Origin of the sequence: Candidatus Pristimantibacillus lignocellulolyticus, assembly GCA_023639215.1 — a bacterium.
Lineage (GTDB): Bacteria > Bacillota > Bacilli > Paenibacillales > Paenibacillaceae > Pristimantibacillus > Pristimantibacillus lignocellulolyticus.
The window spans coordinates 3,677,284-3,703,079 of sequence record CP097899.1 but is presented as its reverse complement, the minus strand read 5'-3'; the positions used below and the strand labels follow the sequence as shown (position 1 = coordinate 3,703,079).

The 25,796-nt window shown below is 37.7% G+C and carries 24 protein-coding genes; 7 read left to right on the top strand and 17 right to left on the bottom strand.

The window, feature by feature from the left end; all coding sequences use genetic code 11:
• Window positions 1-227: 227 nt before the first annotated feature.
• From NAG76_15695 to NAG76_15685, 3 genes are all read right to left on the bottom strand, one after another.
• Window positions 228-1,082, bottom strand: coding sequence for a PHP domain-containing protein (locus tag NAG76_15695; GenBank protein ID URN93266.1), 855 nt, complete (start codon window positions 1,080-1,082; stop codon window positions 228-230).
• Window positions 1,073-1,984: a selenium metabolism-associated LysR family transcriptional regulator gene (locus NAG76_15690; GenBank protein URN93265.1), complete on the bottom strand. Its 912-nt coding sequence runs from the start codon at window positions 1,982-1,984 to the stop codon at window positions 1,073-1,075. Before NAG76_15690 ends, NAG76_15695 begins: the two co-directional genes overlap by 10 nt.
• A gap of 242 nt (window positions 1,985-2,226) precedes the next feature.
• Window positions 2,227-2,664: a hypothetical protein gene (locus tag NAG76_15685; GenBank protein URN93264.1), complete on the bottom strand. Its 438-nt coding sequence runs from the start codon at window positions 2,662-2,664 to the stop codon at window positions 2,227-2,229.
• A 196-nt stretch (window positions 2,665-2,860) separates the two neighbouring features.
• Here NAG76_15685 and NAG76_15680 point away from each other — a divergent pair, with 196 nt between their 5' ends.
• A complete protein-coding gene (locus NAG76_15680; protein URN93263.1) occupies window positions 2,861-3,268 on the top strand; it encodes a hypothetical protein in 408 nt (135 codons plus the stop codon).
• Between the two features lie 137 nt (window positions 3,269-3,405).
• Here the strand turns inward: NAG76_15680 and NAG76_15675 are convergent, their stop codons facing one another.
• The 4 genes from NAG76_15675 to NAG76_15660 all read right to left on the bottom strand — a co-directional run bounded on the left by NAG76_15675 (window position 3,406) and on the right by NAG76_15660 (window position 7,742).
• Window positions 3,406-3,669, bottom strand: a complete 264-nt coding sequence (locus tag NAG76_15675) for a YlbG family protein (protein URN93262.1) — start codon at window positions 3,667-3,669, stop codon at window positions 3,406-3,408.
• Between the two features lie 106 nt (window positions 3,670-3,775).
• The gene (locus tag NAG76_15670; GenBank protein URN93261.1) at window positions 3,776-4,252 is read right to left on the bottom strand and encodes a YlbF family regulator; all 477 of its coding nucleotides are present in this window, start codon (window positions 4,250-4,252) and stop codon (window positions 3,776-3,778) included.
• A gap of 71 nt (window positions 4,253-4,323) precedes the next feature.
• The gene (locus NAG76_15665; protein URN93260.1) at window positions 4,324-6,075 is read right to left on the bottom strand and encodes a hypothetical protein; all 1,752 of its coding nucleotides are present in this window, start codon (window positions 6,073-6,075) and stop codon (window positions 4,324-4,326) included.
• Complete coding sequence (locus NAG76_15660) at window positions 6,072-7,742, bottom strand: DEAD/DEAH box helicase (GenBank protein URN93259.1); 1,671 nt, start codon at window positions 7,740-7,742, stop codon at window positions 6,072-6,074. Before NAG76_15660 ends, NAG76_15665 begins: the two co-directional genes overlap by 4 nt.
• A 179-nt stretch (window positions 7,743-7,921) precedes the next feature.
• On the opposite strand from NAG76_15660, the gene NAG76_15655 reads away from it, so the two are divergent.
• Window positions 7,922-8,752, top strand: coding sequence for a lamin tail domain-containing protein (locus tag NAG76_15655; GenBank protein URN93258.1), 831 nt, complete (start codon window positions 7,922-7,924; stop codon window positions 8,750-8,752).
• A 23-nt stretch (window positions 8,753-8,775) separates the two neighbouring features.
• Here the strand turns inward: NAG76_15655 and NAG76_15650 are convergent, their stop codons facing one another.
• Complete coding sequence (locus NAG76_15650) at window positions 8,776-9,954, bottom strand: amidohydrolase (GenBank protein URN93257.1); 1,179 nt, start codon at window positions 9,952-9,954, stop codon at window positions 8,776-8,778.
• Between the two features lie 374 nt (window positions 9,955-10,328).
• On the opposite strand from NAG76_15650, the gene NAG76_15645 reads away from it, so the two are divergent.
• Both NAG76_15645 and ftsW read left to right on the top strand, forming a co-directional pair.
• Complete coding sequence (locus tag NAG76_15645; protein URN93256.1) at window positions 10,329-10,673, top strand: YugN-like family protein; 345 nt, start codon at window positions 10,329-10,331, stop codon at window positions 10,671-10,673.
• Window positions 10,674-10,688: 15 nt separating this feature from the next.
• Complete coding sequence (gene ftsW / locus NAG76_15640) at window positions 10,689-11,891, top strand: putative lipid II flippase FtsW (GenBank protein URN93255.1); 1,203 nt, start codon at window positions 10,689-10,691, stop codon at window positions 11,889-11,891.
• A 27-nt stretch (window positions 11,892-11,918) separates the two neighbouring features.
• Here ftsW and NAG76_15635 read toward each other — a convergent pair whose 3' ends face one another.
• The 6 genes from NAG76_15635 to NAG76_15610 form a co-directional block, all read right to left on the bottom strand.
• Window positions 11,919-12,299 (bottom strand): Asp23/Gls24 family envelope stress response protein, encoded by a 381-nt coding sequence (locus tag NAG76_15635; GenBank protein ID URN93254.1) that lies wholly within the window; start codon window positions 12,297-12,299, stop codon window positions 11,919-11,921.
• A gap of 171 nt (window positions 12,300-12,470) precedes the next feature.
• A complete protein-coding gene (locus tag NAG76_15630) occupies window positions 12,471-12,767 on the bottom strand; it encodes a YlaN family protein (GenBank protein ID URN93253.1) in 297 nt (98 codons plus the stop codon).
• A 136-nt stretch (window positions 12,768-12,903) separates the two neighbouring features.
• Window positions 12,904-13,146 (bottom strand): HPr family phosphocarrier protein, encoded by a 243-nt coding sequence (locus NAG76_15625; protein URN93252.1) that lies wholly within the window; start codon window positions 13,144-13,146, stop codon window positions 12,904-12,906.
• Window positions 13,147-13,246: 100 nt separating this feature from the next.
• Window positions 13,247-14,371: an aminopeptidase gene (locus tag NAG76_15620; protein ID URN93251.1), complete on the bottom strand. Its 1,125-nt coding sequence runs from the start codon at window positions 14,369-14,371 to the stop codon at window positions 13,247-13,249.
• Window positions 14,372-14,527: 156 nt separating this feature from the next.
• On the bottom strand, window positions 14,528-15,250 hold the full coding sequence (locus tag NAG76_15615; protein ID URN93250.1) for a hypothetical protein: 723 nt from the start codon (window positions 15,248-15,250) through the stop codon (window positions 14,528-14,530).
• Between the two features lie 159 nt (window positions 15,251-15,409).
• Complete coding sequence (locus NAG76_15610; GenBank protein URN93249.1) at window positions 15,410-17,305, bottom strand: diguanylate cyclase; 1,896 nt, start codon at window positions 17,303-17,305, stop codon at window positions 15,410-15,412.
• Window positions 17,306-17,676: 371 nt separating this feature from the next.
• Here NAG76_15610 and rpsD point away from each other — a divergent pair, with 371 nt between their 5' ends.
• Window positions 17,677-18,276 (top strand): 30S ribosomal protein S4, encoded by a 600-nt coding sequence (gene rpsD, locus NAG76_15605; protein ID URN93248.1) that lies wholly within the window; start codon window positions 17,677-17,679, stop codon window positions 18,274-18,276.
• 435 nt (window positions 18,277-18,711) lie between these two features.
• Here rpsD and NAG76_15600 read toward each other — a convergent pair whose 3' ends face one another.
• Entirely contained in the window at window positions 18,712-18,930 is a 219-nt protein-coding gene (locus tag NAG76_15600) for a hypothetical protein (GenBank protein ID URN93247.1), read from the bottom strand.
• A gap of 262 nt (window positions 18,931-19,192) precedes the next feature.
• Here NAG76_15600 and NAG76_15595 point away from each other — a divergent pair, with 262 nt between their 5' ends.
• A complete protein-coding gene (locus tag NAG76_15595) occupies window positions 19,193-19,771 on the top strand; it encodes a DUF4358 domain-containing protein (GenBank protein ID URN93246.1) in 579 nt (192 codons plus the stop codon).
• 354 nt (window positions 19,772-20,125) lie between these two features.
• Here NAG76_15595 and NAG76_15590 read toward each other — a convergent pair whose 3' ends face one another.
• Together NAG76_15590 and NAG76_15585 are read right to left on the bottom strand one after the other, a co-directional pair.
• Complete coding sequence (locus NAG76_15590; protein ID URN96857.1) at window positions 20,126-21,646, bottom strand: SPFH domain-containing protein; 1,521 nt, start codon at window positions 21,644-21,646, stop codon at window positions 20,126-20,128.
• Window positions 21,647-21,742: 96 nt separating this feature from the next.
• Complete coding sequence (locus NAG76_15585) at window positions 21,743-22,270, bottom strand: protease (GenBank protein URN93245.1); 528 nt, start codon at window positions 22,268-22,270, stop codon at window positions 21,743-21,745.
• Window positions 22,271-22,655: 385 nt separating this feature from the next.
• Here NAG76_15585 and NAG76_15580 point away from each other — a divergent pair, with 385 nt between their 5' ends.
• Window positions 22,656-25,745 carry a transglycosylase domain-containing protein gene (locus NAG76_15580; protein URN93244.1) on the top strand — a complete coding sequence of 1,030 codons (3,090 nt, stop codon included), beginning with the start codon at window positions 22,656-22,658 and terminating at the stop codon, window positions 25,743-25,745.
• Window positions 25,746-25,796 lie beyond the last annotated feature (51 nt).

The following is a 25,796-nucleotide window of genomic DNA, read 5'->3' as shown; positions in this document are numbered from 1 at the left end:
AGTAGCTTTACATCGTGATCACAAGTGAATGTTTTGAACATCCTCTTCCAATCGAAGTTCAAAACAATCGCTTGTCAGCACCAAGATGATGCCATGAAGCTAGGAAACGAGAAGCGGAGTGTACGTTATTGGTACACTAGCATCACAGGCTTCCGATGAATGCCATCTTCGACGCCGATATCAGTTCGTAGCTTTACATCGTGATCACTAGTGAATGTTTGAACATCCTATAAACGGGATTGATGAAGTGCAAAGATTTGGTCGTATACTGTCATCGACGTACTTACACTGCCCAAATGACCATGAATTTGCGATCCCTGCTCATCAATGCCATGAAAATCTGATCCTGCAGTCATAATTAAGCCAAATCGTTTAGCTAACGATTCATAATACGTTACTTGCTGCGGCGTATGATCGGAATGATTAACTTCCACTCCATCCACCCCTGCTTGTAACAATTGTTCTACTAACACATCATTATGATAAATACCAGGATGTGCAAGAACAGCTACCCCACCAGCTTCCTTAATCCATTGATAGGCGTCTGACGGATGAATGCGTAATGGCTGCACATAAGCTTTACCAGATTCACCAAGATATTGATCGAAAGCTTCTTGCTTACTGTTCACATAACCTTTGTTAATAAGAATTTGTGCAAAATGTGGTCTGCCAATTGAACCATGCGAATCTCCTGCTACCTCAACCACTTCTTGCCATGTTATAGCTATCCCAAGTTCATTCAACTTCGCAAGTAACATCTCATTACGACTTTCACGGGTTGCACCTAATTGGATAAGACGCTGTTGCCATCGCTCATCGTCATTATTCGTGAAATAACCCAACACATGTATTTCTTGACCATCAGCGACTGTACTAATCTCTATACCAGGTAATAATTTAATATGAGCATGCTGTGCCGCTAATAGTGCTTCCTGGACACCTGCCGTTGTATCATGATCTGTTATCGATACAGCTGCCAACCCTAGTTGTGCTGCCATCGTAACTATTTCTGTAGGGGAATACATTCCATCTGAAGCAGTCGTATGAACATGCATATCTATTCTGGGGTGTATTATAGCCATTGGCTGAGATCCCTCTCTCTTAGGAAGTTCAAGAATGTTACTGCAGAAATAGGCAATAAGGATGATTTCAAGTATACGGAATAAAATTGTCGCTTAAAAGTAATATTCTCAATCGGTAATGTTTTAATAAGTCCAAGTGCAACCTCATGCTTCACGGAGGAGATCGATAAGAATGAAATTCCAAGACCCGCTTCTACTGCTGATTTAATTGCTCCTGTGCTGCCTAGTTCCATCACAATTTTCAATTGCAGAGGATCAAAGCCATTAGCGATGAGTTTATCTTCCATCACTTGCCTTGTACCTGAACCTTGTTCACGTAATATAAATGGATATTGTAGTACATCTTCAAGTTGTAACTTTTCTAGATCTGCGAGTGGGTGATCACTTGGTACAACAAGGATCAACTCATCTTCCATCACTGCTTCAATATGCATATCTGGATGCTGAATTGGTGCTTCGATAATTGCAAAATTCAATTGGTGATTCTCAATCTCCTCAATAAGATGAGTCGTATTCATCACTTTCATACTAATACCGATATGCGGAAATTCCTTACCGAAAGGTCCTAACCATCGAGGGAGAATTGACTCACCTATTGTTAAGCTCGCACCTAATTGTAAACGACCTTTCAACTGCTTCGTAAAGCTAGACATCACCATATCCGTATCTCTAATAAGATCTATACTCTTCTTTGCATAGGGCAGTAGTACTTTACCTGCTTCAGTTAACTCAATCTTCTTCGTAGAGCGCATAAATAACTTTGTACCAAAGTATTCTTCGAGCGATTGTATTTGCATCGTTACTGCTGGTTGAGTCATATATAAAGTTTGGGCTGCAGCAGAGAAACTACCTCGATCCGCAACGGTATGGAAAATATGTAATTGATGAAAGTTTAAAGCCATGTCGTTCCCACCCTTTCTACTGATGCCATTATACAACAACTTCCAAAATAATATAATACAAAGGTTTCGTTACAATAGTCCTAATACTTACGATCCAATAAGATGACAAGTGTAAAGAGGCTACCTTCCAAAATCAGTGATCTTGAAAGGTAGCCTCTGCTAAATATAAATGTCTAATAGTATTTTAAATAAATTCATAATTATTTATCATTATTTAATTATTGAAATAAAGTTACGATTAATCATCTCATCGTTCTTCTATTTTTTAATAAATTCATTTTCCGATTATGTCTTAGCCAAGTGTAATATGACTTCAAATCTTGAAGTTGAACAACTTCGGATATATGACCAAGAAAAGTAATGATATGCATACGATGCAGTGGATTACCTAATAAATCTCGGTCATGATCTGATTCAGTAAAATCCGCTATAAATACAAGATCATCGTCGATAATATAAGCTTCTTCTTCCCCTTGGTAATACATTCTAATAGCTGATCGTCTCAAGCTCTCCCACATATAATCTGCGATATGTTGCATTCCGCTAGATGATAAAGTCACACGTTCTTTCCAACGTTTCTCAGCATGCGTTGTAATATGAATATCTGCCACTTTTTTTGTACCAAGCTCAATATAGAAAGTTTCATATGTACTCCAACGCCTTGTCCGCTTCTCTCTCATATTATGTTCCTCCTTGGACTAGGTATTAAAGCCTGCATCAATATTCCTATACTAACATGATTGGTTGAATTTTCCAACAAATTCACATGAAGATTTTAGACAGCAAGGATATCAACAATACAATATCGAATAATAAAAACATGTTGGTCGACGCGAATATTAATAAAGAATCCAATTTTTGGGGGAGGAATATTAAATGAAAAAATTATCAGCATTTATACTTATTCCCATTATACTGGTGTCTCTTGTATGTGCATGGTGGATAGTTCCTACTAAAATGATCAGGATCACTCCACAAGAGGTGTTAAAAATTGAGATATTTAATGGGAATAACGGTCAAGAAGTTGTGATTACAGACCGATCAGAAATTGAACATATTATTAATAATATTAATTCAATTTCATTTAGAAAAGATAAAATCTCGATTGGCTATATGGGATATTCTTTTAGAACGACGATTTATAAATCAAACGGGAAAATATATAAGACTTTTATTATTAACTCAGAAGATACCATTCGAAAAGATCCATTTTTTTATAGCGATAGTACAGGGAGCATTGATTACAATTTCATTAAAGATTTGTTTGAGAAAAATAGTAAATAATCTCACCAACTTTGCTAAGGCGGTTTTTTCTAATAATATAAACAACATTAAGTTCTAACTTTGCCTTTAATAAAGAAAGGAGCTGAGAGCAGGTAGTATCAACTACCTGCTCTCAGCTCCTTGTCCACCTTCACATACTAAATGCTGTATGCTCGAGTTTTATCTTCAACATCTTTGCTATATTCTGTTGGAATCTCATTACGATAAGATCTTTCGATCTTTTTAACATAAGCAAGTCGATGAAGCTGCTTGAGTTGTTCTTCAGCTTTGTCAGCATTCATATACAACACAACGTAATGTAGCTTACGGGACATATAATGAACTGTACCGAAACGTTCAAGCCCTCTAGCTGACTTCATATCGCTAACCCATATAATAAAACCTGTACGCTCTGGTAACATCGGTTATGATTCCTCCTACAACTTTTCATTGCCTTCTCGATTTGCTACATAAGCAAATGAAAAGTACTTCGAAAGCTTATACTTAGCTTTTCAATATATAAAGAATTTAGCCGCAGCCACCGCTACCGCAACTACAAGAACCACCACTACCGCAGCCACCACCGGCGCCTTTTTCATTGCTTGGTACTTTTATAGTTTCCGAAACCGCTCTTGCTATTGTCGTAGCTACTTCATGCAATAGTTCATCCAACTGCTGTTCTTGCTCTTTGAATTGTCGCACACAAGCAATCGCTTGTAACTTCGCTTCGACTTCCTTCACTTTATCTTTTGCTTCATGATAATTCGGATGGAATCTTCCAAAACGTTGACATTCTTCAAAAAGTTCTTTAGCTTTGTTGAACTCACGTTGAATTTCTTTCACTTCTGTATTGTTAGCTACTTCAGATTGCCAATATAAATAATCAGCAACTGGAGCGGAATCAATAATAGTGTCACCAAGCTCATATGCTTTCAGAAGTAACGACGCCATATCTAACGTTGCTGCTCCTGGTTCAGTCGCAACTGCTTGTACTTGATCATACATCGGCATCCTACCACCTTTTCATATTGCTATAACTATACATTATCATAATCAGCAATGTACGCCAATAGAAATCATAAAACTGTAGCCATATGTAATTTAATACCTTGCCAGTCGTTAAGCTGTTCCAATTGAAGTTCATCATTTTGCTGACGATCAAATACACCTTCTACTACCCAACTATCATCAACTTCGAACATTCGATTCGGATGGAAATATAACAATCTTCCTGCTTTCTTAATTTGCAATGATAGTTGTTGATCTATAGCACATTGAACAATTTTTTTACTAGTAGAATAATGATATTGACGGCACTCTGTCATCCAACTAGTCGTAATCGAACCATATTCCTGCCTATAAAGTAACTCGCATCGTTCCTCATGTTCTAATAAAGGTTCAGCCAATACTTGATTGGTTGTTGCTAACCACTTTCCCCATTGTTCAATTGGGCGCAAGAAGTGTATGGCGTCCCGTAACTCCACTTTCATGACAAGTAAAGAATGAAGAGTATTACTTGAAATGTTTGCTTGTTGGTTAGATTCCTCATAGGTCGTTCGAGCTGCTCGTAGTAAATGAAATACAATTTGCGGTAAATCATGATCGCAGCTTTGCACTAACCATTGCTCAATCTCATCCAAAGTATATCCACTTTCTATTGCTTGTATTAAGCGTTGTAACGTTAATTTATAGATGATAATCTCTTGTTCATTCATTCGTTCAGCAATCTGTTCAAGAAACCACAGCTGTCGATAGGAAGTTCCTGGCATGACGATTATTTCACCATTGTCTTGGATCGCAAGTTGCGATTGACTATGCAATGCAAACACTTGTCGTTGTACATACATACGATTAGAGTGTTCTGAATTCACCTCAGAAAGACTCATTATCCATCCGGAAGCTCTCCACATAGACAAAAACATTTGCAACTGCGTTGATGAAGTATAGAATTCATACCATATACCTGCGTCACAAGCAATAAGTTCGCTAATTGTTGCTGCGACAGATTCAAAATAAGGTTGAACAAGAAAGAATTCACACATCCATTGCATATGTAATGCTTCTCGTTGCCATTCATGTAGTAAGAGCCATTCATTAATATGCTCCATAATTAATTTCAAACCTACTTCGGTTTCTTCAACTAACTGCAAAGCATACGCTAATTCCAATAAAAATTGTAGATTAGCACCATATGTTGGATTACTAAGATTTGAAAGTTTGTCTCGGATAAACTCATTATCTATAGAAGCGCTATATGCTATTAACTTCTCTCTTGTTAACTTTGATAGCTCTCCTTTTTTCGTATATTTTAAGTCCAACTTACTCATAGCAATTAAAAGATACATTAATGTTTTTCCTAATGGTATTGTATTTCCTTGATCAACAGCATAGTTTGCAAAATTCACATTTCGGGATTGCTGCCAATATTGACGTTCTTGCTTCATAATAAGTCGCCAATTATGAAAGATTGGAAATGTCATTTGCCATATATGACCTCTCCATGGATGTTTTCTACACTGGATAACACCCAGTTCAGCTAGGGTGAGTAAAGAAAATAACGCTTGTTGTCCTGAAATATGTAATTGCACTTTCAAGGCATTAATCAGTTCTTCTTGCTCTGTAATGGCATTCCCTTTGCTTTGTAACAACCATTGAAGTACTAATTCTTCATATTCATTGAATTTTGCTCGTAAAGACCGAATGATCTCAGGTTCAACAATTGCTTGCTCCCATGTCCATTCTTGACTGAATGGCTTCAGCAACTGATGGCTCATAAATTTCTGCTGAACACCACGATCTAATTTTCCACGCCAAGTGTGCATATTCATTCACTTAACACCTCATGCTGTGATATACATTGATACTGATAACCTTGTTCAAGCATGAACATTCCTCTCTTTAAAGCAAACTCTGTCTCTTTCGTCTCTTCTGTTACTAATGTATAGAACCATGCTTCATTCAATGTTTTCTTAGGTCGTAGCAGTCGTCCGATTCGCTGAGCTTCTTCTTGCCTTGAGCCAAAGCTTCCTGAAACTTGTATAGCAACACACGCATCAGGTAAATCTACAGCTAGATTTGCAATTCTAGATACGATTAAAATAGGACATTCCCCACTACGGAATTTCGCATAAAATGCTTCTCGGTCAACTTGCTTTGTAGTTCCACTAAGCATTGGAACGCTAAGTTCCTGCGCAATCTCTTCAAGTTGTGTTATATATTGGCCAATAATTAATGTAGGTTTGTCACGATGCTGTTGTAGTAGTTCCTTAACAATTGTGAGTTTGTTGGGATTGACAGCTGCTATTCTCAGACGAGTTCGAGGTGGTGCATGACGGTATGTTTCACGTTGTTCTGTCGCTAATGACACTCTAATTTCAGTACAATACACTTTCGCGATATAGGACTGTTCTTCTGCTTTCTTCCATTGCATATCAAAAAGTTTCGGGCCTACTAAAGAAAACACATCATGAGCACAACCATCCTCTCGTATTAGTGTGGCGGTTAGACCAAGTCTTCTCGTCGCTTGAATCGTCGCCGTCATACGGAAAATAGGAGCAGGTAATAATTGAACCTCATCATAAATAATGAGTCCCCAGTCACGCTCGGAAAATAATTTCATATGTAAGTATTGATCAGAAGAAGGTTGCCGATGGGTAAGTATCGTGTAAGTCGCTATCGTTATTTCTAACACTTCTCGTTGCTTGCCACCGTAAATTCCAATCCTCGTAGCATCAATATCTGTCTTTTCAATTAATTCTTGTCGCCATTGATTAGCTGAAGTTATACTAGACGTGACGATGAGTGTCGCAGCTTGCAAACTAGCTATAATACCAATGCCTGTTATCGTCTTCCCTGTGCCGCAAGGTAATACGATTACTCCACTCCCACCTAATTTGTCACGATGAAAGGCAGCAATCGCTTTACGTTGATAATCTCGCAATTGGAAGGTTTGTCCTTTAGATGTTTTCTCTCGCAACTGAAGCGATACAGTTTCCCCTTCGTGATACCCAACTAAATCTGTCACTGCATAACCTGAGCGAGCCAGTTCTTGCTTAACAAATCCCCTACTATCGCGCTTTAACAACCAATCTGTATCACTTACTTTTGACACAATCCAATCTATAATAAGATTATGTTGAGCAAGCTCGCACATAATCTCTGCGTCACCTCGCAGTACCAACTGTTGATCGATATATTGAAGTTGTAATCTACCAAATCGATTCAGCCATAGTTGAAGCTTCTGCTCGGCCAGTATAGGCACTGTTCCTTTTACATACATGTGAAGAATATCAAGAATACGTTCACTCTTCATTCCTAGTGTTAGTGCGTTCCATAACGTAATGGCTGTCACTTCATATACTTCATACTGCCCCATTACTTTAATAAGCTCTGCAAAAGGCTGTATTTGTTTCTGAACTTCAACTGCATATATTGAACGACTATCCAGTAAGATTGAAAGATCGCTTTGCACAATTATTGCCTCTTTTGCAAGCAAAAAAATTCCTCCTTGTAACTAGCTTTATAGTTACAGTATGAAAGATTGTTGCATTTTTTATGCTATGTTCCTTGGTCATTTGCTGGAAACATATATTTTTTACTGTTAATTATGGTATAATAGATAAAATAATCGTTTAATTATTTACGAGTTTCTACATTTTGGAGGATATTCTTTATATGAAAAATTTGAAATACGTTGGGCTTTGCCTAGTTTTTATGCTTTTGGTAGCATGCTCCGCACTCCCGGCTACGACTTCAAATGTAATAAAAGAGAATACCTGGTTTCCAATCGGCAAAATTTTAAACAATGACTCTTTTGAAATTGTATTAGGCGATCATATTGAGCAAGTAACATTTCTTTCTCTTGATGTTACCGACATTAACGATGAAGTATTCGGAATGGAAATTCATCAATATATTTCCGATCAACTTCTCGCTTCGCAGCAAGTAATGTTAAGCTTTGATAAAGAAATGCGGAAGGAAAATGGTCAGTTACAAGCTATTGTTCAATTACAAAATGGAACAATTTTGAATGAAAAATTATTAGAACTCGGTTATGCTAAATTACTAATTGTAGAACCAAACATTAAGATGGAAAACGTCTATAAACAGATTGAACAGCAAGCTAAAGGTAATCATACTGGGGTTTGGATTAACACAGAAGAAACGAGTAATGAAGATGTTACGCTTAAAGAAACACGTTACACAGGTATCTCACTATCAATTAATAAGCGTGAACAAGAAGCAATCATATCTAATCATACATCAACTGAAATTGATTTAAGCCATTGGAAACTTTTAAGTGTTACAGGTAATCAAACTTACATTTTTGAAGAATTTATATTAGAGCCGGGTAAAAAAATCACGATCTATGCCACTGAAAAAAAAGAATCAAAAGATCTCTATTCGTATTATTGGGGTAGTGAAAATGTGTGGGATGTTACCCAAAAAGAAAGTGCAGAGTTGTATAACACAAAAAACGAGCTGATTGCAGATTGGGAAGAATAAACTTCCCACTACAATCAGCTTTTTTAATGCGCATATTGCTCAGCGACATGAACTAGCATTCTTATCGCATTTTTCATCGAACGCTCATCAATATCAAACTTCGCATGATGATGAGCGTAAGTAGCTTGGCAATCTTCATTACCTGCCCCTACGAACATAAAGCACCCAGGTACTTCTTTCAAATAATAAGAGAAATCCTCTGCAATCATAATTGGCTCTGCAACGATAACATTATCTATGCCGATAACATCTCTTGCCACAGATAACACTCGATTAGCCTCATTTTCATCATTAATTACTGAGGGATACCCTTTTTTCAAATTATAACAATAAGTTGCCCCATACATTTCACATGTCGTCGTTAAAATATTTTCTAATTTGTTATGAATTAATGTTCTTGTTGGCTCATCAAAAGTACGAATTGTTCCTTTTATTCCACAGCGATCAGCAATAATATTACTGGCATGCCCCGCTTGGAACGAACCAACCGTCACAACAGCAGGATTCATCGGATTAATATTACGGCTAACTATCGTTTGCAATGATTGAACGAATTGAGTTCCTACGACAATCGTGTCTACAGTATCATGCGGCATGCCGCCATGACCTCCAAGACCTTGAATATCGATGTAGAAATCGTCAACGGCGCTCATAAAGTTACCTGCTCGAGTCGATACTTTACCATAAGGTAGTGGAGTCCACAGATGCACTCCGTATACGACATCCACTCCTTGCAGAGCACCCTCAGCTATCATCGGTGCTGCACCGCCTGGAGCAACCTCTTCAGCTGGTTGGAATAACAATCTTCTCTCGCCCTTCAGCTCATCGATATGCTGCATATAAAAATCAGCAATTGCTAATAAAGTAGCTGTATGACCATCATGACCACATGCATGCATCACATTAGGCACTTTCGAAGCATAAGCAACTGTTTTCTCATCTTGTATCGGTAAACCGTCCATATCAGCACGTAGAGCTATTGTAGGGCCTTTGAGATCCCCAACAATAGATACAATTAGTCCATTGCTTTGCGTACATCTCTGCACCTGACAACCCATGTCTTCTAATTTCTTTTGAATCCATGCAGAAGTTTTCGTTTCTTGAAAAGATAACTCTGGATTTTCATGAAGATAACGACGCCAGTGCACTGCTTTCTCATATATATGTTCAATATGTGGCTCCAAATGTGCAATAATGTTCATGGTGTTACCTCCTGATTTTACTACCTTTTACTTTAAAAATATCTCATCATATAGTGTAACAGAAAATAAGCTTTTGGGTAACCGTTTAACCAAGTAACGAGCAGTAAAACTCAATATAATAAGTTTGATATCGAGTAGTAGTCAACATCTGTTGCTTTTTGTCTATGAGTAATACTTGCACTAGAACTGGAAACATACTATCATTATGAAAGATAACAACAGTTCTTTATGATGAATTGTTATATTTTATTACTCTAATTTAATGACAAAAGTTTTTCTAAAAGCTAAGCATGATCTTCACTGTGTAACTTTGCTACTTTTCTTTCTTGAGAAGTAACATCGAAATATTATGAAAAGTTTTGGGAGGAAATAATATGATTATCGAGAACTCCGGTCTTAATGGACTAACTAGCGAATTAGGGTATTTAGATGAAGCTGCTGAAAAAGCTGGATTTGTGCGTTGGCAGTGGGAATACTATCGCGCTACATACGATTTGAAAATTTCTGATAAAGAAACTGATGCGGATTATTATGTACGTGTAAGTACTCGTGCCATTGAAGGAAAGCTAGAAAATCCTCATGCTGTGCTTAACATTGAAGATGTATATATCGGACGAGCTACTTTCCCGCATGGTCTTGATTATGAGTCTCCTATTCCGAAAAATGTGCTTACTATTGCTGATAAAGGACTTAGCCAATTGAAAGCATCATTAAGCTAATAGTGAGGTACTTATATGAAAGCTCCGCAAAAAAACAGCAAGGGTAGACCAGATTTTCTACTTCTTATTATGACCTTAATTCTAGTTGGTTTTGGACTAGTTATGGTGTTTAGCGCGAGCTCAGGTATTGCTGTTGTATCTCCTAGATATGACAACGATCCACTATATTTCACTAAACGCCAGTTCGCTTTTGCTTGCGTTGGTCTATTCTCTATGTTTTTCCTGATGAATATTCCATTTCGTAAATTAGGGAAGTTACAGATGTTGCTATTCATCCCCGTAATCATCATGCTTGCTATTGTTCCATTCGTAAGTGAAGAAATTAATGGTGCACGAAGTTGGTTCGGTTTTGGTGGCCTGGGAATACAGCCAACAGAATTCGCAAAACTTGCACTTATTCTATATCTTGGTGCGCTTATTTCGAAGAAGGGCGAAAAATTCCGAGATTTCAAGCGTGGATTAGTGCCCGTACTTATCATTGTTGCCTTTGTTTGCGCACTTATCATGATGCAACCTGACTTAGGTGCATGTATCATTATAGTGAGCTTTGCTGCGATGATGATTTGGGCAGGTGGCGCAAATCTGAAACAAATATTCTTCACATCTGTCATTGGAGTTGCAGTACTTACGCCAATGGTTGCGATATCCTATCTTATTAACCCTGATAGTTGGCGATATCGTATTGCTCGTTTCACTTCTTACAAAGATCCACTTGCTTATGCCCAAGGTGACTCCTTTCAGCTTGTTTCTTCTCTTCAAGCATTAGGCCATGGCGGGATTACAGGTGCTGGATTCGGTGAAAGTGTGCAAAAGCTCCACTATTTGCAATATGCTTATAGTGATTTCATCTTTGCAATTATTGCCGAAGAACTAGGTTTTATCGGTGCTGCATTATTTATTATTTTCTACCTCGTATTCATTTGGAGAGGGCTAATCGTTGCCGTTCGCTGCCCTGATACATTCGGAATGGTTACGGGTGTTGGGATCGTAGGATTACTTGCCTTCCAAGCATTTATTAATATCGGTGGGGTTACAGGTGCTATTCCACTTACGGGGGTTACATTACCATTTATTAGTAATGGTGGTTCTTCTTTAATCGTTACTATGATGTGTATGGGCGTGTTACTTAGTATATCGCGAGAATATTACCGCGTACTCCAAAAAACAACGATTACTTCTACAACCACGAAAAAAACGACTGCTCCGTCCTTTGACTAAAGGACAGGCAGTCGTTTTTATTATCTATTATTTCAAACGCATAACTACTTCTTCAGGTTCTTCTTCTTTGAAGGCTACACCTTCAACTTTTACATTCACTTCAACAACTTGAAGTCCTGTCATATTAGAAACCGCTTCTCGAACGTTCAATTGCAGTTGACGACTTACCTCTTGAATAGGAATACCATAATGAACGATAATACGTAAATCAATGGCCGCTTCTAATTGCCCTACTTCTACACTAACACCTTTTTGGACATTCTTACCACTAAGACGTTTGGCAAGGCCTTCAGAGATCCCACCAGACATCGCTGCGATTCCAGGAGTCTCGAGCGCCGCAAGTCCCGCTATTGTAGCTACTACATCATCAGAAATACGAATTACACCAGTTTGAAGTTCTTCGGTCATGTCATTCACTCCTCAATATGCCATATATGTACATTGTAAAGGATATAGTTACCTTTATCAAGGTTATTCAATTGAAAACAGGATTAAATTGGTAATTTCAAATAGTTTCACAAAAACTTATTAATTTTTATAGATAATCTTACAGTTTTAATACAATAAAAAAGACAATCTCTATAGAGATTGTCCCTTCTGATCTAGTGCCTCATATAATACCGCCAGATTACGTTCAAGACGACTTAAAATATCTTTACCATCTTTATTATTAACTAGCCCAATACGAACTGCAAAGTCAACTTCACGTGAGAACCCATACATTTGGGTGTCAAGCACTTCTTCATATAGGGGACATTGACGGGTTGTAAGATTCGCCATCTGAACTTCTATTAGCTTCTCTATTTTAGCTGCATCTTCTTGCAGAAGACGTAGTGCTCGTTCATTTAAAAATTCAGTATTCTCTAGTGCAGACATCGAATCCCTCCTTCACTGCTTCTCGAACAACTTCTACTCTCTTTATATTAGTCGAAAATCAATTATAGTACAAGGATAAAGTCATTTTATATGTAAAAAAGCACTTCTTCGTGGGAAGAAGTGCTTTTCCTTATTATTACTCAGTTATAATCGTTACATTCAAGTTGTGTTTTGCAAAAACATCTGCCATAGCAGCTTTTGCTTCAGAAGCATCAGGACCATGAACATGTAGTTCATAAGCGTGACCGCCAACTAAAGTTGTAAATAGACCTAGAATACTTTTAACATCGATGTATTTACTTTCTGCTTGTAATACGATTGAAGAAGTGAATTTGCCTGCTGTTTGAGAAATTTCAACAATTGCGGCGTTATTAGACATGGGAGATCCCTCCATATTATTAATTAGGTTTTTCAGTTACAATCATACCTTGAAACGTAATTTCCTTCAAGTACTTTCCATATTAAATCATATAAACTTATTACGATATTAAATTTTCAGCATTTAATGCCAAAAGATCATCCACAACAAATTGTCCATCTTTTCTAATTAATTCACCGTCAAAATAGATTTCACCACCGCCGTATTCCGGTCGTTGAATTAATACAAGATCCCAATGAATAGAGCTATTATTGTTACCATTGTTACATTCTTCGTAACACTGTCCAGGTGTAAAGTGTAAGCTTCCTGCGATTTTCTCGTCAAATAAAATATCATTCATTGGATTCAAAATATATGGATTAAAACCTATAGCAAATTCTCCAATGTAGCGCGCATCTTCATCTGTATCGAGTATTTGATTTAGCTTCTCAGTCTGATCTCCTGCTTCTGCTCCAACAATTTTACCATTCTCAAATGTTAATTTAATATTTTGGAATGTCGTTCCTGAGTATACAGTCGGTGTATTGTAATGAATCGTCCCTTGAACAGAATCTCTCACTGGTGCTGAGAAAACCTCTCCATCTGGAATATTACGATGACCAGAACATTTTTTAGCTCCAATACCTTTAATAGAGAACGAAAGATCAGTGCCTGGTGATACGATGCGCACTTGATCCGTAGTTTTCATTCGCTCAAATAGTGGTTCCATTGCTAGTTCCATTTTTGCATAATCAAGATTACATACATCGAAATAGAAATCTTCGAATGATTCCGTACTCATTTTCGCTAACTGTGCCATCGAGGCGTTTGGATAACGTAGTATGACCCATTTCGTTTTCTTAACTCGTTGTTCCATATGTACCTTCGTTCGATGAATTTGTTCATACCATTTCATCTTTTCAGCTGGAACATCTTGAAGCTCATTTACATTATTGCCTGCGCGTACGCCAATATATCCATCCATTTTTTTCATTCGTGCTAGATCTAACTCAGCCCAGAGTGTTATTTGTTCTTCTGTTGCATGTTGTAAAAGCGTTCGTAGAATGGACCGATCGCTCAACTCTACAAATGGATGACCTCCTCGAGCCGCAACTTCTTCAATTAAACATTTGACGAGTTCAGTCTCTTCTCCGATCATCTCAATCAATATATTCTCACCCTGTTGCACATCGATCGAATATTGCACTAAATTTTGTGCTAAACGTTTCAATCTTGGATCCCTCATTGAAAAAAACCTCCTAAAACTTTTTATTAACCTCTAGACTAACTTCTCTTCGAAATAAAAAGTAGTTTCGTAAGCATTTACGAACATTCCAGCTAATTATCATCATAAATTCACTTATTACTTTATCACTTCAACATAAATTTTGCAGTAATCCAGTTAAGATTGATCTAAACTTAATCCGCTCAGATCAAATTTTATGTTAGTTTTACGATATTCATTGAGTAACGATCCATTTTTCTTGTATTGCAGATTCGCGTATTCTTCCATCTTCAATGGCTTTGCTTTTAACTTATCAATAGTTATCGTATAAGTCATGCTCACCTTAAGCTCTTTCAACATCTCGGTTAGCGCCGTCTCTGCTTCACGAGATTGCTGCTCGACAAGCTTCACATTGCCACCAGCTTCTTCTGCTGCTCCTATAGCTTGCATGGTGACACTAGATAGTTCCTGCTCTAAGTGATCCTTCCACCGCTTTGTAGCAGCCTCCTCATCTGCAGTTACTTGTATGACGACAATACTTTTTTCTTGATCTTTATCTAAGCCTTCGTACATAATATCAACGTTGCTATAATTCGTTGCGATAAAGTCAAGATCATTAACTGGGTTACGCACAAGACTATTCCCTTCTTTTACATATAAAGCAATCTGCTTATGCCTTTGAATTTCTCCTTCAAATGAGTACGGCGCTAACGCAATGCCATCTGTAAAGCCCATCGCAACCGAGCCATCAAAGCGAAAGTCATCTTCAGCAGTAATACCAGCATGTACAAGCTCCAACCAATCATCACCAGATCTATTACCAGTGATAATGCTACACCCTTGCAGTAATACAACACATAATATTAAGGTTACAATACTACGTCTATTAATTCTGTTCATATACGAACCACCCTTTCTTCAATGCTACGTTGTTAGAGTGACTCTTTCTCACTAATCTTATTCGATTGTACAAAAGCAAAGCAAAGAGTGGCTGAAAATAAACTGCTTCTTGCAGTTCATTTTCAGCCACTCCATCATTCCATGTTCATCTAATCAACGTTATCCAATATTAATCCGATTTCTACCATTCTTTTTTGACTCGTATAACGCCATATCCGCACGATAGAATAGAGATTCTACACTGATCTTTTCTTGACCAGCTTCCCACTCTGAAATTCCACAAGATACAGTAACTTTCGGATCTGTTTCATTCTCTACTCTAATTCTTATACGCTCTGCAATTTGAATAGCACGTGAAGCTTCAACATTTGGCAAATAGATCGCCAACTCTTCTCCACCCCATCTTGCCGCGATATCACCATTACGAATAGAAGAACGAATGATTGCACTAACTTGAATGAGAATTCGATCACCGACTTGATGACCATACGTATCATTGACATTTTTGAAGAAATCTATATCAACAAGAATCAATGAGCCCTGCGCGTCTGAACGTTGACGGCGCTGGATTTGCTCATTCAAATAGTGACGTGCATGTAAATTTGTTAAGTTATCAGTAATGACCATTTTACGCATTTCTGCATGTAAGGAGGCATTCGTTACAGCTAAACCAATGTGTGAGCTCATCACTTGCAGCAATTTGTAGTTATCATAAGAAAAATGATTGGCATCTCGATGCGTAACAAGAATTACACCGACAACTTCACCTTCTACGAAAATAGGTGCTCCGATCAATGAGCGAGAATTAGTATCGTCCATTAATTCTGAAGATACTGGTTGTGTGTTCCAATAATCAGAAGTTATCAATGCTTCTTTCGTACGGTACACAATCCCTGTAAATCCGTAATCAATAGAGTAGGTCTTTCCTACCAATGCTTCATGATTACTTGCTTTCATCTTGAACTCATTGCTCTCACTATCAAGTTGTAATACGCAGCAATAATCAGCTTCAAATATTTTCATTAACTCCGTTGTTGCGAATCGGAATATCTCTTTAGAGCGTAGTGATTGATTCAAACGCTTTGTCATATCATTAATGATTTTCAGTTCATTAATAAGTAAATTAGATTGCTCATATAACTTTGCGTTCTCAAATGCCGAACCTGCAGTGTCTGCAATTAACATAAATGCAGGCAAATCAGATTCATCCCAATGAGAATTTTTGATTTCAATACATAGCACACCATATGCAGCTTGTTTACCATTCATCGGTATCGCTAATTTGATGTATCCATTCTGCTCGCGGTCTATGCAACATTTACCTTCCAAAAACGCTTCCGTCACAATATCATTCGCAGTGTTTCGGAACTCAAGCGGACGAACACGAGCATCACCTTCCAGGTGATCTTGTGAGAGGTACAAATAAATTTCGGAATCTTGATATAGATCCTCAAGACTATAAAGCACCTCACGAACGACGCTTTCAGCATTGATCTGATCATATAATCGCTTCGAAATTAGAAATAATCGCTCGCGGTGACTAGCTTCTTTGTCGATCAATGTTTTCTGTAACATAATTTCTTTCACAAACACACTTTCGAAGATACGATAAAAATGTACACGAAAATGTTTCATGTATGCTTCAAGTTCGATTTCAGATATCGCTTGCTCAACTTTAGTTGCATACACAAATGTTGCAAAAGCAACTGAATCTCTTCGACGTTTAACAAGTATCGCGCTATATTGAATGTTCTCATAGTTGAATTGAATAAATTGACCTTGCTCAAAACATAATTCTGCTACACGACTCATTTGAGTATCTAATTGCAGCACGCTCACGGGTAACGATAACTCCGAATGATTACCATAGTAACTATTCGCTTTTGTGTACAGTCTAAATATTCCATTCAGACATAATTTCATATCCCCAGCGTCATCGTACCAAGACTTATAACTTTCAGATAACAGTTCTGGAAGGTACGGTTCATCTGCATCATGGAAGTCTTCATCTGCAAACCAAATTGTTGGTTTATTTAATCCAATAGTTCCGTCCATCATCACACACCCAACCCTTCCCTTGCGACTCATAAGGAGATGAGCTTTCTCTTACATATCATACTCTATTTTTGAGAACTTTGCACTAACAACCTTCAAAATATTAGGACTTTAGGCACTTATCTAAAAAAATATTTAAATAGGCTAGTTTCATTTCATTTCTTGACTTTTAAGTCTAAAACTTTATAATATATGAATGATGGTATTATGGGCGTACGGTTTTGTGTCACCCTCAGGATATGTAAGGACTGTCAAGCCTGCGGCTGACATGCGGGGCAGTGTAAGAATGAATTCTTACTTTATAACCTTCTTATCCGCGAAACACAACCCCATCCTCAATAATTTCATTTGATGAAGGAGTTAATAAACATATGTCACGTTATACTGGTCCTAAATTTAAATTAAGCCGTCGCCTTGGAATTTCTCTAAGCGGTACAGGTAAAGACTTGAAAAGAGCTTTCCCTCCAGGCCAACACGGCCCTAACTCTCGTCGTAAGATCAGTGGTTATGGTCAACAACTTATGGAAAAACAAAAACTTCGCCACATGTACGGTTTGAGCGAAAAACAATTCCACAATCTATTCGTTAAAGCTACGAAAATCAAGGGTATTGCTGGTGATAACTTCATCGTGCTTCTTGAAAGCCGCCTTGACAACCTAGTTTACCGTCTAGCTTTTGCTAACACTCGTGCTGGTGCTCGTCAGCTTGTTGCTCACGGTCACATCACAGTAAACGGTAAAAAAGTTGACATCGCTTCTTACTCCGTTTCTGTTGGAGATGTAATTGGTCTTCGCGAACGTAGCCGTAGCATGAAATCAGTTAAGGAAGCTATCGAATCTCGTGTGCACCTTCCTGGTTACCTTGAGTTCAACGAATCAGCAGTTGAGGGTAAATACACTCGTCTAGCTGAACGTGCTGAGCTTTCTCAAGAAATCGACTTGCAACAAATCGTCGAGTTCTACAGCCGTTAATAAGATTTCGGCTTAAGAAACCGTGATTAAAGCCCAAGAAACCCTGTTTATAGGATTCTTGGGCTTTTTTCATTTTTTGAAACAACGCAATTTATACATTAAGCTTCTATGAATTGAAGCTATAATTCATTTAATAGGTAGACGTGAATGCGTAGGATTATTATTGAATTCAATGAGACCTAACTGTAATTTAGACGGTCCTTTTTTATTTATTCTATTACAGCAACTATATTTTTATGATGATGAAGAGTGAAGTATTATTAATCCCTGTCTAAAAAACGGAGGTAGTCCCCCAGAAGCTTCGCTTTTCTTTTACCGCTTAACAGGATAAATGGGTCAATAGACCTATATTAATCTGAAAAGTTCATTGATATCTAATACTAAGAACTCAAGAAATTCAAACTAAAAAACATCCTCAACACTTTCCTACTTGTATCATCTTACACTTTGAATTACCTCACTAGCGTTTTTCAAGTGCAACACCTCTATATCTACTACCCCACTTTTTGAAAATGACCGAACCTCTCTTGCCTTATAGCAATAAGCCATAAAACGCGCTTCGCCTGCCACTAGTATTTTAATGTTCCTGATACTTACATTTTTCTTACTATCAACATAAATAAGCTGCACGATCTTGCCAATATATTGTTGCATTAGACCACCGCCTTAATATCATTTGATCCTATTATATACGAACGCATGTTCTTATTCAATATTTAAAATAATAAAAAGCACTCGCAATGAGTGCTTTTTATCAATTATAAACTAGTTAAGAGTAACTCTTTTGTATCTCATAATCCGTCTTAATCCAAACGCACTCCTAGACAATTGCAACATTTTGTCGATTAGTGTCGTTTAAAGGTCATAATCAAAGAAAAGGTATTCTTTGATAATAAAATACAAGGAGAATTACCCAATGAAAAAAAATACTCTCTCACTTCTTGTAGCTACTGCTTTGCTTGGCAGTCTACTGACAGCTTGCTCCAGCAATAATAATGTAGAAACACCTGCAGCAACGCCTTCACCTACCCCTAGTGAAAATGTTGAAATTACTCCAAGCCCGGAGGTTGACCCGACTGTGCCTCAAAACCCCGACGAGAATAAGGTCGAGTCGTCAACAGACAAAATTATGAACACGATACTGGAGAAAATTGAACAACCTGGTCTTTTTGACCTGAGTTCGGAAGAATTGGAAGACTTTTATGGAATCAACTCTGAGATTGTAGACGAGTTTACGGTCAAAACTCCAGCTGTCAATCTAATAGCGAATGAAATCGCTGTAATTAAAGTAAAAGATGATAGTGATATCGATACAGTTAAGAAGAGTATGGAGCAACGTGCATCCGAAGTACAGAAGATGTTCGAGAATTACTTACCTGAACCATATAAGCAGGCCCAAAACTATAAAATCATAACAAAAGGAAAATATGTATTGTTCGTCATTTCAGAAAGTGCTGAAGATCTTGTAAAAGCATTTAATGAAATAGCTGAATAGTATAGGATACAAGGAACGTTAATAACGCCTTGCAGTTATGTAACGCAAAGAAGTCACTCAATAACGAGTGACTTCTACTTTTGTATATTTAATTAATTCATATACAGCTTTAGTACCTAACACTTCAGTAACCATATTTAGATTATCTAAATTTCGATTTTTCGCTGTGTTTTCTTGTGAATCAGAACTATTACCCCAACAAAGAAAAAAGGACTAAAAAACGTAAGCCACCACGCAAACGTAAATAGTCCCTTAAGAAGAGGGTTCTTGCCCCTCTCCTCATAATCCTAACATAGAGCATTGAATTAATTCAATTGGTGGTTATTGGTTATCATTCAATTATTGAGTGTTAGATTACACTATAGTGTCACTGTCATTAACTTTATTATCTTTATTAACAACTGCAGCTATTGTTTGTTCAATAATATCTGGTTGTTTCTTATCTACGGTAACAAATTTTTGAATAAGCTCATTCACATTTATACCTGTCACATTTTCAAGCATTTCTGGTGCAGTAGCCATTAGAGAGGTTACATAATTACTTAGACGAGCGGCTCCCTCACCATTTCCTGTATCAACAACTGATAGTTTATCAATTGCACTAATTGGTTCAGCAACTTTTCCTGCTAACTCAGGAAGCATTTTCAGTACGATGTCTAAAACCGCAGCTTCTCCAAATTTCTCGAATGCTACTGCTAATTTCTCCTTCGCTTCTGCCTCAGCTAATCCTTTCAATCGAATAACTTCTGCCGTCGCAGTACCTTGAGCTCGCTCAACTTCAGCAACTGCAATACCTTCCAAACGAACTTGTTCAGCATTAGCTTTTGCTTCCGCTTCAATACGATATTGAATAGCGTCAGCTTCTTTTAACTGTTTCAATTTATTTGCTTCTGCAGCTTGCTCAACAGCATAACGATCAGCATCAGCTTTCTTTTTCACTTCTGCATCATATTGCTTCTCACGTCTAAGTATTTCTTTTCCTTCAAGATCAATTTCACGTTCTTTACGAACTAGCTCAACTCGCATCTGCTCTTCAACTACAGATTGTTTCGCTTTTGCTTCTTGAATCGCATATGCTTGATCCGCTTCTGCTTTTGCCGTATCTTGATCTTTTTTAAAGGAAGCAATTTTCATTTCCTTATCACGTTCTGCTTCAGATATATTTGTATCTTTCATAAGCTCAGCTTTTTGTGCGGCTTCCGTTGCTAGCGCCTTCTGAATAGTAGCATCACGTGCTGCTTCTGCTTCTGCAATTTCTGCATCACGCTTAACCGCAGCAATTCTCGGCTTACCAAGTGCATCTAAGTATCCATGCTTATCGCGTACATCTTTAATTGTAAATGATACGATCACTAGCCCCATTTTCTTCAAATCACGTGCTGCAACACCTTGCACTTCTTGAGCGAATTTATCACGATTACGATAAATTTCTTCAACGGTCATCATCCCAAGAATAGCTCGCAAGTGACCTTCCAATACTTCTTGAGCTTCACTTTTCAAAGCTTCAGTTGGTTTACCTAAAAACTGTTCAGCCGCCGTAGCAATATCTTCAACAGCACCACCGATTTTAATAATAGCTACACCATTTGAAAATACTGGAACACCTTGAGCGGAATACACTTCTGGCGTCGCAATATCTAATTTATGTGACAAAAGTGATAGAAATTGTGCCTGTTGAAATATTGGTAGAATGAATGCTCCACCACCTCGGATAATTTTCACTTTGCGACCTGATTCATCAACAGATGTATTACGTGAACCTAGAAATGATCCCGTAATTAGCATCGCTTCATCAGGACTAACCGTTTTGTATCTAGCCCAAAATGCTAAACCGATAATTACAATAATACCAACTACGATTAAAGGCACTGTCAAAATTTCATTCATTCAAATATTACCTCCCAAATTTTTAATTAACTACTTGAAGTAACTTTTTAGAAATAAATAATCACTTTGGAAGCATCACCTATTTTATAAATGAATTTCTGCTACGTAAAGTATATGATCATGAACTTCTACAACGACGACATGACAGCCTGATGCAATAGGTTTTTGATCATAACTTGTAGCGATATGACTCGTAATACCGGCAATTGTCTTCACAATCACTTCTCCAAATCCTTCTACTGGAACCGGAGTAGTTACAACAGCTTCTTTCCCTACTAATTCGCTCATTGAATAACTAGTAGACATCTCAGCTTGTTCCATTGGCTTCACATACAGCAAGTAAATGAATATTGTGCCAATAATTCCGATGCCGATTGATATTAAAATGACCAATGCTGTTGCGAAATCCGTGTATTTGGTAAGCAAGATTCCGGATCCACCAAAAATTGCTAGCCCACCAATTAAAGTGATCGGCTGAATAAATGGTAGGTTGTCTAATTGTAGCCACTCCAATGAAGCATCAACAGCCCCTGCGAGTGTGTCCCCAAAAATTACGACAATAATGGTATACAAAATACCGAATATGAGACAACCCCAGTATAAAGTTTCCATTTCCCCTCCTCCTTTATCAAAAATATCAATCATGTTCATTTTACATCAATACATTAAATAATACATCATTTTCCAAAATAGGTTTCACATTTTATTTCATAGGTATACAAATAGTACTTTAGGATCATCTATTTCATTCGGAAATAATGCGTTTTATTTTACCAAATAATGAAACTTATCACCTACAAATACCGTCTATTCATTACGTAATGCTGCAAAAAACGAAAGTATTCAATACAATTAGAGATGCATAAATTGTCACAACTGAACGATTGCTTCTACTAATATAAGAACAATCTGGCACTTGCTTTTGTACTAACAATATACTTGACTAACATATTTATGGTATAATATTTCCGTTATGCTAGAGGAGGAATGTGAAAATATGCATGAGGAACAACAATCACAGCCACTTCCTTATGGAAAATGGCGTTGGTTTGTACTTATTAGTTTCTTAACATTCAAATGGATTATATTATTCGTCATTTTTGGTGGTTTATTAGCAGGCGGTGTCGTTGCAGGTTATGTCGCAGCCAATGTTAAGGGTGAAGATATAAGATCACAATCTTATATCCAAAGCAAAGTTGCTGAGTATTCTATGACAGGATATGTATATTTCAATGATGAGACACTTGTCGGTCAGCTACGGACGGATGAAGATCGTATCGTTGTTACATACGATGAAATTCCTCAAATCGCAATTGATGCATTAGTAGCGACAGAAGACAGTCATTTCTTTACTCATCCAGGGATAGATGTATGGGGCCTTGGTCGCGCCGTCAAAGAGAAACTGTTTAATGAAGACACCCAAACTGGTGGTAGTACGATAACGCAACAGCTTGCCAGACGGGTATTTCTTAATTTGGATCGCACGGATAGTAGAAAGATAAAAGAAATTTTCCTTTCCTTGAGAATGGAAAGATATTTGAAAAAAGAAGAAATTATTACGGCTTATTTGAATAAAATGCCTTTCGGTAATGGTTCTAACGGTTACCAAGTATTCGGCATTCAAGCTGCCGCAAAAGGGATTTTCGGCATTGAAGATTTGAGTAAACTTAATATTGCACAAGCTGCTTATCTTGCAGGCTTACCGCAATTACCATCAACTTATACTGCCTTTACTGGTTCTGGACAGTATAACGAAAAAGGTATTACGAACGCGATTAAGCGTCAAGGCGTAGTATTAAGTCGTATGCTTGAAAATGGAAAAATAGATGAAAACCAATATAATACAGCTCTTGCATTTGACATTCGTGCATCAATAGCTGAACCAACAGAAAAAGCTTACAACACTTATCCTTTCCTTATGTTAGAGGCTGAGCGTGAAGCAGCAAAAGTATTACTATTGCAAAAGAATAAAGAATTAACTGCTGCAGATCTATCATTACCAGAGAATGCTAACCTGATTGAAGATGCTCGTGAAGAATTATTACGTGGCGGTTATCATGTTCATACTACAATCAACAAAGATGTCTACGATATTATGAGAGAAATCGGAAGTAATCCTGATAACTTTACACCTGATAGTGCAGAAAAAGGTGTCGAGCAAGCTGGAGCTATGCTTATCGATCATACTACAGGTGCTATTCTTGGTATGATTGAAGGTCGTGACTTCTATCAAGAACAGCTTAACCATGCAACTCAGATGGTACGTCAACCAGGATCTACTATGAAGACAATCGCTGCATACTTGCCTGCCATTGATAAAGGCTTAATTCAACCAGCAAGTATCATTGATGATGCACCTTTAATTTTGAAAGACGGTCAAAAGGGCTTCCATATCCCAATGAACGCTAATCGTAAATTTAATGGATTAGTCACTGCACGTAATGCACTTAATCGGTCAATGAATATTCCAGCTCTAAAAATTTATAACGAAGAACTTACAATACCTGTTGCACTTGATTTCGTTAAAGAATTGGGTATTACTACGATTGCAGAAAGTGATTACTCCGCAAAAACTGGTGTAATTGGTGGTCTGCTTAACGGAACTACAGTAGAAGAACTTACGAATGCCTACGGTGCTATACCTAACAAAGGGGTATTCAACGATGCATTCATGATAGCCAAAATTACTGATACAAATGGAAAAGTAGTATACGAACATGAAGCAAAACCTAAACGCGTCGTTTCAGAACAAAGTGCCTATTTAATGTCAGATATGCTAAGAACGGTTATTTCAGATGGCGCAGGTACAGCACACGCTTTATCTGGTCAATTGAAAGCATATCGAGATATTGACTTCGGTGGTAAAACAGGATCTACACAAAGTTATGGTGATGTGTGGTTTGTCGGATTCTCACCAGATGTCACATTAGGTGTATGGGCTGGGTATGAGAAACCTACTCATACGTTAACGACAGCAGGTCGTACAAGAGCAAGATCGCTTTGGGGCATTATTATGAATCAATTAACAGAAAAGCAACCGCAGTTATTCGTGAATAAAGAGTTTACAAAGCCAGATGATATTGTGAAAGCTACTGTATCTTCAACAAGTGGACTATTACCTTCATCGCTTAACAAACAAGCTGGACTTGTTGTAACGGATTGGTTCAATAAACAGTTCATTCCGAAAAAGGTTGACGATACATTAGTCAACATGAAGGTCGTTGAATATAACGGTATTAACTATGTACCAAATTCACTTACACCTGAAGATATGTTAGTTGAAAAACTTGTCATTGTTCGTAAAACGCCGTTAGATCAACTGATGCTCGATCTAAAAGCAGCGCAATCCAAGCTATCAGCAGAAAGTCGTCGCGATCTTTCTGCATACATTCCTGCTGATGCTGGACGTGATGCACCGTCTATTACAGATCCTCGCGTCGATGATGGTTCCATACCGGATGCACCTTCAAGTGTTCGATTGAACAATGGCGTGATAACATTCTCTAATAGTAAAGCTTCAGATGTCGTAGGATATCGGGTATTCCGATCTGTAAATAACGGTGAATTCGAAAAATACGGTGACTCAATTATTTACAGTAAAGATAGTTATTCTATTACAGTAAAAGTAAATCCAGATGAATTCACTAACTTCTATGTCGTCGCTGTCGATGTTGTCGGGAAACAGTCTCAACCAAGCTTATCAGTCACTTCAGGCATCTGGAATCCAACACCTGAAACCGATCCAGGTACTGATATCCCAACTGATCCGTCTGTTCCGACTAATCCAGATGGCGGCAATGGTAGCGGTTCTGTAGAGTTACCTGTACCAGCAGCACCTACCGGTCTGTATGCAGAGTACTCTGGACTTAATTTAATTTTAAGTTGGAGCCCTAATCCGCTATCTGATCAAGTATCGCTTTATTATGTGTATTATAGTGCTGCTAATGATGGAAATTATCAATTACTTGGTTCTACAAATGGAACGAGTATTGAACATAGTGGCGTTCAACCTGGCGGAGCATACATCATCACTGCTGAGAACCAGTCTGGTGAATCTTCACAGTCTACTAAACTAGTTGTACAATAGTAAGTAACGATAAAAGGGATTAAGAGGCACAACGTACTGTGCTCCTTAATC